Annotated in this window: 16 protein-coding genes; 13 read left to right on the top strand and 3 right to left on the bottom strand. The window is 69.8% G+C overall.

What is annotated here, in order from left to right; all coding sequences use genetic code 11:
• The 3 genes from VG296_RS15185 to VG296_RS15175 form a co-directional block, all read left to right on the top strand.
• Positions 1-1,228, top strand: a 1,228-nt coding sequence (locus tag VG296_RS15185) for an acyl-CoA carboxylase subunit beta (RefSeq protein ID WP_325566363.1), incomplete at its 5' end; no start/stop codon positions are given.
• Entirely contained in the window at positions 1,225-1,464 is a 240-nt protein-coding gene (locus VG296_RS15180) for an acyl-CoA carboxylase epsilon subunit (protein WP_325566362.1), read from the top strand. The genes VG296_RS15185 and VG296_RS15180, both read left to right, overlap by 4 nt.
• Before the next feature lie 38 nt (positions 1,465-1,502).
• On the top strand, positions 1,503-2,135 hold the full coding sequence (locus tag VG296_RS15175; protein ID WP_325566361.1) for a nucleoside triphosphate pyrophosphatase: 633 nt from the start codon (positions 1,503-1,505) through the stop codon (positions 2,133-2,135).
• Positions 2,136-2,162: 27 nt separating this feature from the next.
• On the opposite strand, the gene VG296_RS15170 is transcribed toward VG296_RS15175, so the two are convergent.
• Positions 2,163-3,119, bottom strand: a complete 957-nt coding sequence (locus VG296_RS15170; protein WP_325566360.1) for a threonine/serine dehydratase — start codon at positions 3,117-3,119, stop codon at positions 2,163-2,165.
• A 158-nt stretch (positions 3,120-3,277) separates the two neighbouring features.
• Between VG296_RS15170 and VG296_RS15165 the strand changes: the two genes are divergently transcribed.
• The 3 genes from VG296_RS15165 (at position 3,278) to VG296_RS15155 (ending at position 5,813) form a co-directional block, all read left to right on the top strand.
• Positions 3,278-4,102 (top strand): polysaccharide deacetylase family protein, encoded by an 825-nt coding sequence (locus tag VG296_RS15165; protein WP_325566359.1) that lies wholly within the window; start codon positions 3,278-3,280, stop codon positions 4,100-4,102.
• Positions 4,103-4,346: 244 nt separating this feature from the next.
• Positions 4,347-5,381 (top strand): hypothetical protein, encoded by a 1,035-nt coding sequence (locus tag VG296_RS15160; protein WP_349259567.1) that lies wholly within the window; start codon positions 4,347-4,349, stop codon positions 5,379-5,381.
• Between the two features lie 147 nt (positions 5,382-5,528).
• The gene (locus VG296_RS15155) at positions 5,529-5,813 is read left to right on the top strand and encodes a hypothetical protein (RefSeq protein ID WP_325566357.1); all 285 of its coding nucleotides are present in this window, start codon (positions 5,529-5,531) and stop codon (positions 5,811-5,813) included.
• 4 nt (positions 5,814-5,817) lie between these two features.
• Here the strand turns inward: VG296_RS15155 and VG296_RS15150 are convergent, their stop codons facing one another.
• The gene (locus tag VG296_RS15150; protein ID WP_325566356.1) at positions 5,818-7,008 is read right to left on the bottom strand and encodes a helix-turn-helix domain-containing protein; all 1,191 of its coding nucleotides are present in this window, start codon (positions 7,006-7,008) and stop codon (positions 5,818-5,820) included.
• 237 nt (positions 7,009-7,245) lie between these two features.
• On the opposite strand from VG296_RS15150, the gene VG296_RS15145 reads away from it, so the two are divergent.
• The 6 genes from VG296_RS15145 to VG296_RS15120 all read left to right on the top strand — a co-directional run bounded on the left by VG296_RS15145 (position 7,246) and on the right by VG296_RS15120 (position 11,891).
• Positions 7,246-8,085, top strand: a complete 840-nt coding sequence (locus VG296_RS15145; protein WP_325566355.1) for an alpha/beta hydrolase — start codon at positions 7,246-7,248, stop codon at positions 8,083-8,085.
• 128 nt (positions 8,086-8,213) lie between these two features.
• Entirely contained in the window at positions 8,214-8,525 is a 312-nt protein-coding gene (locus tag VG296_RS15140) for a hypothetical protein (RefSeq protein WP_325566354.1), read from the top strand.
• 14 nt (positions 8,526-8,539) lie between these two features.
• Positions 8,540-9,037 (top strand): transposase family protein, encoded by a 498-nt coding sequence (locus VG296_RS15135; RefSeq protein ID WP_325566353.1) that lies wholly within the window; start codon positions 8,540-8,542, stop codon positions 9,035-9,037.
• A gap of 22 nt (positions 9,038-9,059) precedes the next feature.
• The gene (locus VG296_RS15130) at positions 9,060-9,353 is read left to right on the top strand and encodes a Uma2 family endonuclease (RefSeq protein WP_325566352.1); all 294 of its coding nucleotides are present in this window, start codon (positions 9,060-9,062) and stop codon (positions 9,351-9,353) included.
• 35 nt (positions 9,354-9,388) lie between these two features.
• Positions 9,389-10,987 (top strand): threonine/serine ThrE exporter family protein, encoded by a 1,599-nt coding sequence (locus VG296_RS15125; protein ID WP_325566351.1) that lies wholly within the window; start codon positions 9,389-9,391, stop codon positions 10,985-10,987.
• 637 nt (positions 10,988-11,624) lie between these two features.
• On the top strand, positions 11,625-11,891 hold the full coding sequence (locus VG296_RS15120) for a hypothetical protein (protein ID WP_325566350.1): 267 nt from the start codon (positions 11,625-11,627) through the stop codon (positions 11,889-11,891).
• 590 nt (positions 11,892-12,481) lie between these two features.
• On the opposite strand, the gene VG296_RS15115 is transcribed toward VG296_RS15120, so the two are convergent.
• Entirely contained in the window at positions 12,482-13,171 is a 690-nt protein-coding gene (locus VG296_RS15115) for a rhomboid family intramembrane serine protease (protein ID WP_325566349.1), read from the bottom strand.
• Between the two features lie 195 nt (positions 13,172-13,366).
• Between VG296_RS15115 and VG296_RS32855 the strand changes: the two genes are divergently transcribed.
• The coding region (locus tag VG296_RS32855; RefSeq protein ID WP_349259566.1) for a biotin carboxylase N-terminal domain-containing protein at positions 13,367-13,508 on the top strand (142 nt) is incomplete at its 3' end.

Genomic DNA, 13,508 nt, shown 5'->3' with positions numbered 1-13,508 from the left:
CTGCAAGGTCATGGACCTGGCGCTGAAGACCGGCTGCCCGATCATCGGCATCAACGAGGGTGCCGGCGCGCGGATCCAGGAGGGCGTGGTCTCCCTCGGCCTGTATGGCGAGATCTTCAAGCGCAACACCCACTCCTCCGGGGTGATCCCGCAGATCTCGCTGATCATGGGCACCTGCGCGGGCGGCCACGTCTACTCGCCGGCGTTGACCGACTTCGTGGTGATGGTCGACAAGACCTCGCACATGTTCATCACCGGACCGGACGTCATCAAGACCGTGACCGGCGAGGACGTCGGGTTCGAGGAGTTGGGCGGGGCGCACACGCACAACACCCGCAGCGGCAACGCGCACTACCTGGCCGCCGACGAACCGGACGCGTTGGAGTACGTCAAGGCGCTGCTGTCCTACCTACCGAGCAACAACCTGTCCGACCCGCCCGCCTGGCAGGCCGACACCGACCTGGAGGTCACCGAGACCGACCTCGCGCTGAACAACCTGATCCCGAACTCCTCCAACACCCCCTACGACATGCACTCCGCGATCACCGCGGTGCTGGACGACGGGGAGTTCGCCGAGGTCCACGCCTTGTTCGCACCGAACATCATCGTCGGCTTCGGCCGGGTCGACGGACACAGTGTCGGCCTCGTGGCCAACCAGCCGATGCAGTTCGCGGGCACGTTGGACATCGACGCCTCGGAGAAGGCGGCCCGGTTCGTGCGAACCTGCGACGCGTTCAACGTCCCGATCCTGACCTTCGTCGACGTGCCCGGGTTCCTGCCCGGGACCTCGCAGGAGTGGGAGGGGATCATCCGCCGCGGCGCGAAGTTGCTCTACGCCTACTGCGAGGCGACCGTCCCGATGGTCACGGTGATCACGCGGAAGGCCTACGGCGGCGCGTACGACGTCATGGGCTCCAAACACCTGGGCGCGGATCTGAACTTCGCGTGGCCGAGCGCGCAGATCGCGGTGATGGGCGCGCAGGGCGCGGTGAACATCCTGCGCCGCAAGGAGCTCGCGGAGGCCGAGGACGTCGAGGCCAAGCGCGCCGAGCTGATCACCGAGTACGAGGACACGCTGTTCAACCCGTACGTGGCGGCCGAGCGGGGTTACGTGGACTCGGTGATCGAGCCCTCGCAGACCCGCGCGTTCGTCGCCCGCGCGCTGCGCACCCTGCGCAGCAAGCGCGCCACCCTGCCGCCGAAGAAGCACGGGAACATTCCGCTGTGACGACTCAGACTCAGGACGCCGGCGCCTCGGTGCGGATCGTGCGCGGCGTGCCCTCGGCCGAGGAACTCGCCGCGCTGGTGGCTGTGCTCGCGGCGCGATCCGCGGCGGGCACCGGCGACGGCGACTCGGCTCCGGCGGCCGCCTCGGGCTGGACGGACCGGGCGCGCTACGTGCGTTCCGCGCGGGTCGAATTCGGCGCGCGCGCAGGCTGGCGGGCGTCCGCGTTGCCGCGCTGACGCCCTTTCACAACTCGATCTCTTAAGGAGCAACCCACGTGCGCCTCGTCCTCGCGTCCCAGTCCCCGGCCCGGCTCGCCACGCTGCGAGCGGCCGGTCTGGAGCCGGAGCAGATCGTCAGCGGCGTGGACGAGGACGGGTTCAACGCGGCGAGCCCGGCGGAACTCGCTCTGCAGCTGGCCATCGCGAAGGCCCAGACGGTCGCGGCGAACGTCGGCAAGGACGCGATCGTGATCGGCTGCGACTCGGTGCTGGACTTCGGCGGCGAGGCCCTGGGCAAGCCGGCCGACGTCGACGAGGCGCGCGCCCGCTGGCGGGCGATGCGCGGCAAGGACGGCGTCCTGGTGACCGGGCACTGCGTCGTCGACACGCGCGGCGGCGCCGATCCGGACGACTGGAACGTCGTGCTGGACGTGAACCCGACCATGGTCCGCTTCGCCGAGGTCAGCGACGAGGAGATCGAGGGATACCTGGCCAGCGGCGAGCCGCTGCAGGTGGCCGGGGCGTTCACCCTGGACGGGCTCGGCGGCTGGTTCGTCGAGTCGATCGTGGGCGATCCGTCGAACGTCGTCGGCATCTCGCTGCCGCTGATCCGGCGGCTGCTCGGCGAGGTGGGCGTGACCGTGCCGGAGCTCTGGAAGTCGCACCCGTCCCCCGCCAAGACTGACTGACGGGCTGACTCGCGGGCTGACCGATTGTCAGCTCCCCAGTACCTCGCCGAGCTCGGCCTCGCTGGCGTTGCCGCCGCTGCAGATGACGCCCACGCGCTTGCCCGCGTACCGCACGCGAATCGACCAGAGGCCGGCGAGCGCGACGGCTCCCGCTCCCTCGGCCATGGTGTGCGCGGAGGTCAGCAGCAGGCGTTGCGCGGCGCGGATATCGGCGTCGTCCACGAGCAGGAAGTCGTGCAGCAGGTCGCGCATGATCTGCTGGGGTACTGCGAACGGCTTGGCGGTGGCGACGCCCTCGATAACCGTACGATTCGGCCGTTCGAGCAATTCGCCGCTGCGCCACGAGTCGTGCGCGGACGGAGCCTGGGCGGACTGGACGCCGATGACGTGGCAGTTCGGCGCGAGTTCGGCGGCGGCGAGGCAGGCCCCCGCCACGCCGGTGCCCGCGCCGACCGGGACGAAGAGCGCGTCGAGGTCGGGGGCGCGTTCGAGCAGTTCGATGGTGGCGGTGCCCACACCCGAGATCAGCGCCGGTTCGTTGCCCGAGTCCACGTAGTACGCGCCGGTCTCCCGGGCGATCCGCTCGGCGACGACGCGGCAGTCGTCGAAGCGCTCGCCCTCGAGCACGAGGTGGGCGCCGAGCGCGCGGACGGCCGCGGCCTTGGCGGGATTCGCGTTCTCCGGCATCACGATCGTGCACGGGGCGCCGAAGTGGGCCGCGGCATACGCGACGGACTGCGCGTGATTGCCCGTGGACGCCGCGACCACGCCGTTCGCACGCTGCTTGTCGTCGAAGGAGGCGAGCAGGGTCAGGCCGCCGCGCACCTTGAAGGCGCCGACCGGCTGGGCGTTCTCGTGCTTGACCCACACCTCCGCGCCGACCGCGGTGTCGAGGACCGGATAGTGCCAGGCCGGCGTGGGCGGCAGCAGGTCGGCGAGCACGGTTCGGGCGGCGGCGAGGTCGGCATACGTCGGAATCCCCATGACTGAGATCCTGCCAGCGCGTCCGGTGGGGCGCCATGGCGATCCGCGGGCCAATCGGCACGCCGTGGACCCTCGCGGCTACTCCGGACGGGTGAGGATTTCACTCGTCCGAGCGGCGATCGCCGCAAAACTGACTATCTGTCACATAAGGTCGCTGCGTGACCGCGCCCGACGTGCCCCGCTCGCGCCCCTGGTCGCGGCGGTCCATGCTGCGCGCGCTCGCGCCGTTGCCGCTGCTCGCCGCGGGCGGTTGCGGCGGATCCGGTGCGCCCGCGTCCGCCGCGAAGAACGCCGCGCCGAGCCCGGCGCGCACCCCGAGTCCGGGGACGTCCTCCTCCGCGTCCCCGGCCCCGGCCGGTGCGCGTCCCGTGGCCCTCGTGCAGCCCGAGGTCTCTCAGGCCCCCGCCGTGACCGACGCCGTCGCGCTCACCTTCCACGGCGACGGATCGCCCGAACTCGCCGAGGCGCTGCTCGCCGAGGCCGAGAAGGCCGACGCGCGGCTGACCGTGCTCGCCGTGGGCCGCTGGCTCGCGAACTACCCTCAAATGGCCGAACGCGTACTCAAGGGCGGCCACGAACTGGGCAACCACACCGAGAACCATCTGGACATCGACGCGATGTCCGCTTCCCAGGCGTACGACGAGATCGAGCAGTGCGCGCGGCGGCTCGAACAGCTGACCGGCTCGCGCGGCCGCTGGTTCCGGCAGTCGCAGGCGCAGCACGCGAACTCGGTCGTGCGAGCCGCCGCGACGCGCGCCGGCTACGGCACGCTGCTGTCCTACGACCTCGATCCGCTGGACTACACCGACCCCGGCAGCACCCGGATCGTGAACAACGTGCTCGACAAGGTCCGCGGCGGCGACGTCGTCTCGCTGCACCTCGGGCACACCGGGACCGTGTCGGCGCTGCCGGTGATCCTCTCGGGCCTCAAGCAGCGCGGCCTGCGCGCTGTCACCGCGTCAGAACTGTTCCCGTCTTCGTAGATCTTCGTAGAGATTCCACAGAGGTAGCCCGGTGAAGATCACCACCCGCCGTCGTATCGTCCTCGGTGCGGGCGTCGCCGCGACCGTGGCCCTAGTCTGGACCGCCGCGGCCACGCTCAGCTCCGGCGACGACCGCGCGCCGAGCTCCCAGGTCGCCGCATCGGGTCCGCAGGCGTCCGGCGTGTCCTCCTCGACCGCCGCGTCCTTCTCAGCGCACGCCTCGGCGAGCCCGGCTTCGGCGCAGATGCGGCAGGCCGCGCTGCCGGGGATGCCGGAGTACAACCCGAAGGACCTGTACGCGGCGGACCGGCCGAACGAGCTCTCGCCGGCGGTGAAGAGCTTCCCGAGCTACGTCTACGTGCCCAACACCGAGTCGAACACGGTCTCGGTGATCGACCCGGCCACGTACCAGGTCGTGCGCACGATCCCGGTCGGCGACCAGCCGCAACACGTCGTCCCGAGCTGGGATCTCAAGACGCTGTGGGTGAACAACGACCTGGGCAACTCGCTGACGCCGATCAACCCGGCCACCGGCCAGTTCGGCACCCCGGTCTACGTGCACGACCCGTACAACCTCTACTTCACCCCGGACGGCAAGTCCGCGGTGGTGATGGCCGAGTCCGACCGCGAGATCGTCTTCCGCGACCCGCACACGATGGCGATCCAGACGGTGCTGCACGTGCCCTGCGAGGGCGTCAACCACGCCGACTTCTCACCGGACGGCAGCTACTTCATCGCCTCATGCGAGTTCAGCGGGCAACTGGTGAAGGTGGACACCGCCAGGCACAAGCTGCTCGGCGAGGTCTCCCTGGAGCGCGGCGCGATGCCGCAGGACGTCAAGATCTCCCCGGACGGCAGCGTCTGGTACGTCGCGGACATGCAGACCAGCGGCGTCTGGACACTGACCGGCGACCAGTTCAAGATCACCGGCTTCATCCCGACCGGCCTCGGAGCCCACGGCCTCTACGTCAGCCGCGATTCGAAGAGCCTTTACATCACGAACCGCGGCGAGGGCTCGATCAGCGTCCTGGACTTCGCTACGAACAAGCTCGTGCAGAAGTGGAAGATCCCCGGCCACGCGAGCCCTGACATGGGCGGCGTCTCCGCCGACGGCAAGGTGCTGTGGCTCACCGGCCGCTACGACTCCGAGGTCTACGCCATCTCGACCGCCGACGGCCACCTCATCGCCCGCATCCCCGTCGGCGACGGCCCGCACGGCCTCTGCGTATACCCGCAGCCCGGCCGCTATTCCCTCGGCCACACCGGTATTTTCCGATAACCCACACGAGTGAGTAAGGCGTCGTTAGTAATACCAATACGGTGCCGCATAGTACTCATATCGAGTGATTCAGAGACGGCGTCTTCCTTTCAGTTCGGCGGCGTGCTGGACTTGCCCTGAAAGGAGGAGGCCGATAGGACGGTACTTATGGATCGACCCAGCGCGACCGACGAGCACGATGGCCCGGAGCCGGAACTACTCCAGCTCCTTGACTCGCTTGAGCTGCCTCCCGGGTACAAGGCAGAGATCATCGAGGGGGACATCGTCGTGTCACCGGCGCCGAAGGCCGCGCACCAGCAGATTCTGATGAGGATCAGCCGCCCGCTGGTCCTCGCGGATTGGGATGCTCACTGGGACATCGGCATCGCGATCTCAGCAGACAGCTACTTCATCCCGGACCTCACTGAGGTGATCTCGGCGACTTTCGTGTGATCGTTTACCGTGCGGGGTCTGTGATGCGCCGGTCGACTTCGAAGGCGAGGGCCAGTTCGGCTAGTTCGCGGGGTTGGGACAGTGACCGGCCTGTGTGGTCCTGGAGTCGGCGTAGGCGGTGTCGGACGGTGTTCGGGTGGCAGAACAGGGCGGCGGCGGCGCGGTCGGCGGACCCGTCTGCGTCGAGCCAGGCGCCGAAGGTGGCGAGCAGCAAGGCGCGGTCATGTTCGGAAGCCTGGTCAAGCGGGCCGAGGATGGTTCGGGCGAGGATGCGCATGATCTGCGGGGCGCTGGCCGCGGCGATGGCCAGCGGGTCCCGGTCGAAGACGGTGACCCGCTGGCCATCGCACGCGCCGCGCAGCGCGATTTTGGCCAATTTCAGCGCGTCGGCGGTGTTGCGCAGGTCGCGGTAGGGCGGGCTGATCCCGACGTGGCCTTCGGTGGCGTGATCCAGTGCGTCGGCGAGGTCCTCGATGCGGGGGTGGGTGCCGGGTAGTTGTGCGATGCCGACTTCGACGTCGTGCAGCAGGCTCCACGCGCAGGCCGCGCCGAGGGGCCGGAGCGCGTGCTGGACGCGTGGGAACGCGTGGCGTGCGACCTCGGGCACCTGGGCGGCGATCACAAAGTAAGGGCCCTGTGTCGGCAGGCACAGGATGTCGGCGGCCTCGCAGAGGGTGGCCTCGTCCAGGCGGCCTTCGAGCAGCGCCTGCATCACGGCCGAGCGTTCGGCTTCGCGGCGCAGCGTCTGGGAGGTGAGTTCTTCGCGGTAGCCCTCGGCCATCTCCTGGGTGAAGGTGTCGAGCACGAGCCACATCTCCGTGGCGGCGCGCAGCGCGGCTTCGGGTGCGACTTCGCCGGTGGCGGCGGGTTCGGCCAGGCGTTCCCATAGGAAGCGGGCGCTGACGCGGTAGGCCTCCATGACCGAGGTCAGCGGTACTCCGGCTAGTGCGCGCCGTCGCCCGTTGTCCCGGGACTCGGGCGAGGTGCGTGCCGGGGTGTGCCCCATCGGCGCGAAGACGAAGTCGATGTTCTCCAGGCAGGTTCGCCGCAGTTCCGCGGCCGTGATCACCGCGTCGCTGCGGTAGACCGGCACGGCCTCCCGGATCCGGGCGACCATCTCGTCGGCCAGTTCGTCGGCGCGTTCGAGCATCCCGGTACCCAGCAGTGCGACCTGCGCGCCAACAGGGTCAGGCACGGAATGTTCCATGTGCCAATCGTAGCCGCCACTGGCCTGCGTATGGCCAGGCGACGTGCTTCCATGTGGCGCCCCCGTTGTTTCCCAGAACAATCTGGGCGGGCGATGCGTGCCACCCCGGACATCGACTCCGGCCCGTGGGCGGGCCAGGATGAAGGGGCGGCCGGGACCCGATCCGGCCCACTCGGCACCGGTCCTTCGGCCCGAGAGACCCCAGATGAGAAAGGCGTCACTGCGATGAGCCTGACCCCACGCGAACAGCAGGAGATCGCCCAGGCGAACGCATCGGGCCTCAAGCCGGTCGTGTTCGTGCACGGGCTGTGGATGCTGGCCTCCAGTTGGGCGCCGTGGCGCGCGTTCTTCGAGGAGAACGGCTACGCCACCGTGGCCCCTGGCTGGCCGGACGACCCGGAGACCGTCGACCAGGCCCGCGCGAACCCGCGGGTGTTCGCCGGCAAGAGCGTCAAGCAGGTCACCGACCACATGGCCGAAGCCGTCAACAGGCTCAGCCGGCCTGCGGCCGTCCTCGGCCACTCCTTCGGCGGCCTGATCACCCAGCAGTTGGCCGGGCGCGGCCTGGCCACCTGCTCGGTGCCGATGGACTCCGCGCCGTTCCGCGGAGTGCTCCCGCTGCCGGTGTCCGCGCTCAAGTCCGCGCGCCCGGTCATCGGCAACCCGGCCAACTATCGGCGGGCCGTCGCGCTGACCTACGCCCAGTTCCGCTACTCGTTCGCCAACGCGGTCAGCGAGAGCGAGGCCAAGCGACTCTATGAGACGTATCCGGTCCCTGGCTCCGGGATCCCGCTGTTCCAGGCGGCCACCGCGAACTTCAACCCCTTCACCGAGATCAAGGTCGACACCAAGACCCCGCGGCGCGGCCCGATGCTCATGATCAGCGGGGAGCGGGACCACATCGCGCCGTCCGCGATCGCCAACGCCTCCTACAAGAAGCAGAAGCGCAACACCGCGGCCACCGCCATCCGCGAGATCCCGAACCGCGGCCACTCCCTCGTCTTCGACAGCGGCTGGCAAGAGGTCGCCGAAGCAGCCCTCGCCTTCGTCAAGGAACACCACTGAGCTGACCTGCGCGAAGCAATGGGCGCGGCCCAGGCACACAAGGCGGTGCCAGCCGCCCGGGCAGCACAGACACGGAGCCGCCTGGAGAAGAGGTCCTGCCAGGGATCATCTTCGCCAGGGGGCTCCGCGTGTTCGCCTATGCTTGCGTACTCGATGTCGATCGCGAACTGGTGCGGTACGTCGCACGGTTGCTGCGCGCCGAGCGCCGACGGATCGGCACGCGCCGAGGCACGCGCCTGCCGACCCCGTTCAAGCAGGCACTTTTCGCGCTGGCCTGGTTGCGTGACCGATCTGATGTCCAACGCCTGGGTGCCGGTTTCGGCTTGTCGCGCTCCACGGCCTATCGGTATCCGGATTCGCGCTCCGAGTACTCGCGGATCAGGCTCCTGATCTCGAGGAAGCACTGGACCCGGCTGCGGCGCGCGGGTACGCCTATCTGATTCTGGACGGGACCGTGATAGCCACCGACCGGCTGACCGAGCCGAAGATCTCGAAGAAAGGCCGGGAGATCGACGCCTGGTACTCCGGAAAGGCGCACGCCTTCGGGGGCGTCATCCAGGCGCTGATGAACCCGGCGGGCCTGCCTCTGTGGGTCCCACACGTCCTGCCCGGCAGCGTGCACGATCTGACCGCCGCCCGTGAACTCGTCCTGGCGATCCTGTGGCCGTATACCAAGACGACGCCCGCCCTGGCCGACGGCGGATATGACGGGCGCAGGGCGCGGCGTACTGACCCCGGTACCCCAGCGCACGGACGGCATCCCCCTGCATGTAGACACCCGCACCCGCAACAACCTGCTGCGAGGGCTGAGATGTCTAGGCGAGCGTGGCTTCGCCCTGCTGACCGAACGCTGGAAGCACTCGAACGCGTCACCATGAGCCCGAGGAAAATCACCCAGATCGCCAGAGCGGCCCTCGTGTTGACCCAGCACGAGCACAAGCTCATCAGCTGATTCCTGCTGGGATCACCTCACTGTGGTCCCCCGGGAGTTCGAGTTCGGCGCTCCGGAGGGATCGGCACAGTCGACCGCCGGCATCGAGATGGTCGTCGAGGTGACCTCGTCCAACCCCGACAACGACAGGGGCGCCAAGCGGCGCGCTTATGCAGGGGTGGGTATTCCGCTCTACCTCCTGGCCGACCGGCAGCGGAAAGAGACCGTGCTCTTCAGCGAGCCGGGCCACGGCGACTACGCAGTCACGGCCCGCCCGCTCGGCGAGCCGGTCCCGCTGCCCGAGCCGTTCTCGTTCGCGCTGGATGATATCCGTTGAGCTGATCATCCTTATTCCGCCGTTACCCTGATGACGTGGAGGAACAGGGCTCGGGCGGCGGTCAACAGGGCGATACCCAGGTGGAGCGTGCTTGGCAGGACCGGATGCGGACCCTGCTGCGGACGAATCCCTCGGAGCGGCCGGACGAGCAGCCGGAGGGGATGCTCGACGGCTCGGTCGACGCAACGGTCGCCGGCTCGCGCTCGCTTGACGGCTCGGCCGACGGGTCGCTCGAAGCGGTGGGGACGCCGGCCGGTGCGCCGCAGCAACGGCAGCAAGGTGAGCAGGAGGCCGGTCAGCGGGGCGATCAGCAGGCGCCGAAGGTGCGGAGCGTGCTGGATCTGGCGCTGCGGCTCGGCGAGTTGCTGCTGGCGTCCGGGGAGGCCGCGGAGGACGTCGAGGCGGGGATGCTGGCCGTCGTGCACGGGTACGGGCTCGTGCGCTGCGACGTCAACGTCACCTTCACGATGCTGACGATCGCGTACCAGGCGACGCTCGCGGAACCGGCGTGGACGGCGTCGCGCGGGGTGCGCAGGCGCGGGTCGGACTACACGCGGCTGGCCGCGGTGCACGATCTGGTGCGGGACATCAGCGAGGGCGGGACGAGCGTCGAGGAGGCGTACCGTCGGCTGCTGGAGATCCGGCGCAGGCGGCAGACGTACCCGGACCGGGTCGTCGCCGGGATGACGGCGCTGCTCGCGGGCGCAGCGTCGGTGCTCGTCGGCGGGAGTTGGCTGGTGTTCCTCAGCGCCTGCCTGGCCGCGCTGCTCGGCAACCGGCTGGCGTCCGCGCTCGCGGTGCGCGGACTGCCGGAGTTCTACCAGTACGTCGTGGCCGCGATGCCCGCCGCGACGGCCGCGATCGCGCTCGACCTGGCGCACGCCGAGGTGCGCTCCTCAGCCGTGATCACCGGCGGGCTGTTCGCTCTGCTGCCCGGCAGCGCGCTCGTCGCCGCCGTCCAGGACGGGCTCACCGCCTTCTACATCACCTCGGCCGCCCGGCTCATCGAGGTCTTCTACATCATCGTCGGCATCATCTGCGGCATCAGCGTCGTGCTGCGCGCCGGGATCGCCTTCGGCATCGACCTCAACCCCGCCGACAACCTCGTCATCCCCTCCCGGCCCTGGCTGCAGACCCTCGCCGCCGCCGTCCTCGGGCTCACCTTCGCCGTCATCCTGCAGATCCGCAGGCGGCTGCTCGGCTACGCCGTGCTCAGCGCCGTCCTCGTCTGGATCTGCGACGCCGGGCTGCTCAAGGGCGGGGTCAGCCCCACCATCGCCGTCGCCGCCACCACCGCCCTGCTCGGCCTCGGCGGCCAGCTCATCGCCCGCCGGCACGCCACCTCCGGGCTGCCCTTCACCATCCCCGGCCTGGTCGCCCTGCTCCCCGGCTCGCAGACCTATCTCGGCGTGCTGTTCATCGTCCGCGGGCAGACCGGCTTCGGCGCCGCCCACCTGTTCACCGCCGCCTCCACCGGACTCGGCCTCGCCGTCGGCGTCAACCTCGGCGGCGAGATCGCCCGGCTCGTGCTGCCCGCGCGGCCCGGGCAGGTCTACCGGATCAGGCCCGGCTTCGCCCGCGGCAAGCCCGGCGCCGGCCGCCGCCGCCCCGCCGCCAAGGTCATCGGACGATGAGGCCGGGCCGGCGCCCGCCGCGACCGGGACCGCGCGGGCGTGGCTGAACTCTGAGATGTGAACGGTCCTGAGGACTTCCGGAACGGCCGGTACCGCCTCCGGCAGATCCTCCGGAGCCACCCGCACCGTGGCGTCGTCGTCCACTTCCTCGGGCGCGACCCGCATCGTCGCGTCGGCGGCCGGATCGCCCTCCGCGAAGAGCATCGTCGGCGACACCGCCTGACGCTCCGGCAGCGGCACCTTGATCCGGGAACGCTCGCGGACCTCGCGGTACCTGACCTTGCGGCGGTGGCGGCCGTAGAGCGTCAGCAGCAGCATCCCGAGCAGGCAGGTCGCGGCGAGCCCGAGGACACCCGCGGCGATGTCCTTCGCGTCCTGCTTCAGCGAGGTCTGCTTCACGTTCGGCTGCGTGTTGATCACGCCCGAATCCGTCACGGCCGTCGTGCTGCCGGTCGGCAGGTAGTTCCACCTGATCGACGTGTAGGTGACGATCAGCGTCTCGGTCTTGCCCTGCACCGAATCGGACACGAAGCTCGCGTTGGTCAACGCGTAGTCGATGCGCTGGAAGCTCTGACCCCCGCTCACATCCAGCAGCGCGCAGGCGAATCGGTCACCCGAGCTCGCTGCCATTCCGAGGTTGGCGGACTCGCTGTCGGCGGTGCGGGTGAGCGTGACGGTCGTCAGGTTCGACTCGTTCAACGTCGGCGGGAGCATGGTGCTCGGGCCGATTGCCGCCACGTGCAGCCAGTTCGTGAATCCCGGGTCGGTCGAGCCCGCGTTCACCTGCGGCAGTTGCATGTCGGCGCCCGAGGACGGCGCGCGGTTGTCCGGCGCGCAGCCGGTGTTGGAGACCTTCGGGACGACGATTGTCGGCAGGGCGTGCGGCGTGAACGTGGACTTGTAGATCGGACTGGCCGAAGTCGCGGCCGGCGCGGTCGAGTGCTTCCCCTTCGCGGTGGTCTTCGTCGCGGGGGCCGAGGTGTGCGCGGCCTGGGACGTCGTCGCCCCTCCGCCGGTCGTCCGGATCGGGACGGTATTCGAGAAGATCGGGAAGGTCGGGATGCCGATGGTGCGGCCGGCCTCGGGCAGCGCGACGGCCGCGGCCGTGGACGGCGCCAGCGATGTGGCGGCGCTCGTGGCCACGAGGGTGGCGGCCGCGGCGGCGCACAGCGCCAGCGTGGCTATCGGCGCGAGCAGGCGTGCGGCTCGGCGGCGCTGGTGCGCGGGACGGTTGGGGCGCGACACGGGACGGGGACTCCGGATCGGATGCGGGGCGGGCCCCGGAGCGCTGGAGGAGCACGGCGCCCGAGGACGTGCTTGGAAGCGGATGCGGATTCTACGCGAGACGGCGCCCCCGCGGGAATGCGGGGGCTGGAGTGACGAAGGGCACCTTGCTGGTAGACGCCCTCGAGACGCAGAACGTTGCCTCGACTCGGACAGGACGACCGTTAGACGCTCAATGGGCGCAGAACGTTGCCTCCGACACGCGGTCGGCTACACGTACGGGGTCGGGAACCTCGGATCCGGCGGCAGGGTCGGCGTGCGCGGCGGCTCGATGGCGGCGGGCCGCCGGCCCAGCATGATCGCGCCGAAGATCCCCGCGAGCAGGCCGGTCAGGTGCCCCTGCCAGGAGATGTGCATCGTGTTGACCTCGGCCGACGGATACAGCAGCACCAGCGTCCACTGGTAGTACACCGCCACCGCGACACCGAGCACGAGCTGCCACACGGCCTGCCAGATCGACTGGGCGAAGAAGCCGCGCGCCACCAGGTAGCCGAGATATCCGAAGATCAGACCGCTCGCGCCGACCATGACGACCGCGGACGGGCCGAGCAGCCAGTAGCCGAGGCCGCCGACGAGCACGATGATCGCGGTCACGTACGCGTACCTGCGCAGACCGTCCAGCGCCACCAGGAAGGTGGTGACCGCGAGCGGGACCGTGTTGCTCTCGATGTGCTCCACCGACACGTGCAGGAACGGCACCGCGATGATGTGCGGCAGGCTGCCGAGGCTGCGGGCGGTGAGCCCGAACTCCCCGTCCAGCCGGTAGCCGTCCGCCGCGTTGAAGCCCTGCACCAGCCAGATCGCCAGCAGCGCTCCCACCGTCACCAGCACCGCCGTGCGCACGCTGAAGAACACGGACCTGCTCCGGACCGCCATGTTCGAGGACATCGCCTCCGACACCTCCGCTCCCGCCGCCGAGCCGCCCGTCGCATTGCTCCTGCTTGGCACGATAGCGCTCCAGCACCGGCCATGGCGCGTGTTGTCAGGTCTGCACAAAACCGCGCCGCACCCACAGGCATGATCCCCCCGCGCGTCGGCACCCGGTACTTGCCTACACTCAAGGAGACTTCGATGAGCTGGGATAGGGAGCCTCACGTGCGCAAGGTGCTGATCGCGAACCGTGGTGAGATCGCCGTACGGATCGCCCGGGCCTGTAAGGACGCCGGGATCGGCAGCGTCGCGGTGTACGCGGACGGCGACCGGGACGCGCTGCACGTGCGCGTCGCGGACGAGGCCT

Source organism: Actinospica sp., assembly GCF_035552695.1.
Classification (GTDB): Bacteria; Actinomycetota; Actinomycetes; order Streptomycetales; family Catenulisporaceae; genus Actinospica.
This window is presented reverse-complemented; position numbering and strand designations above follow the sequence as displayed.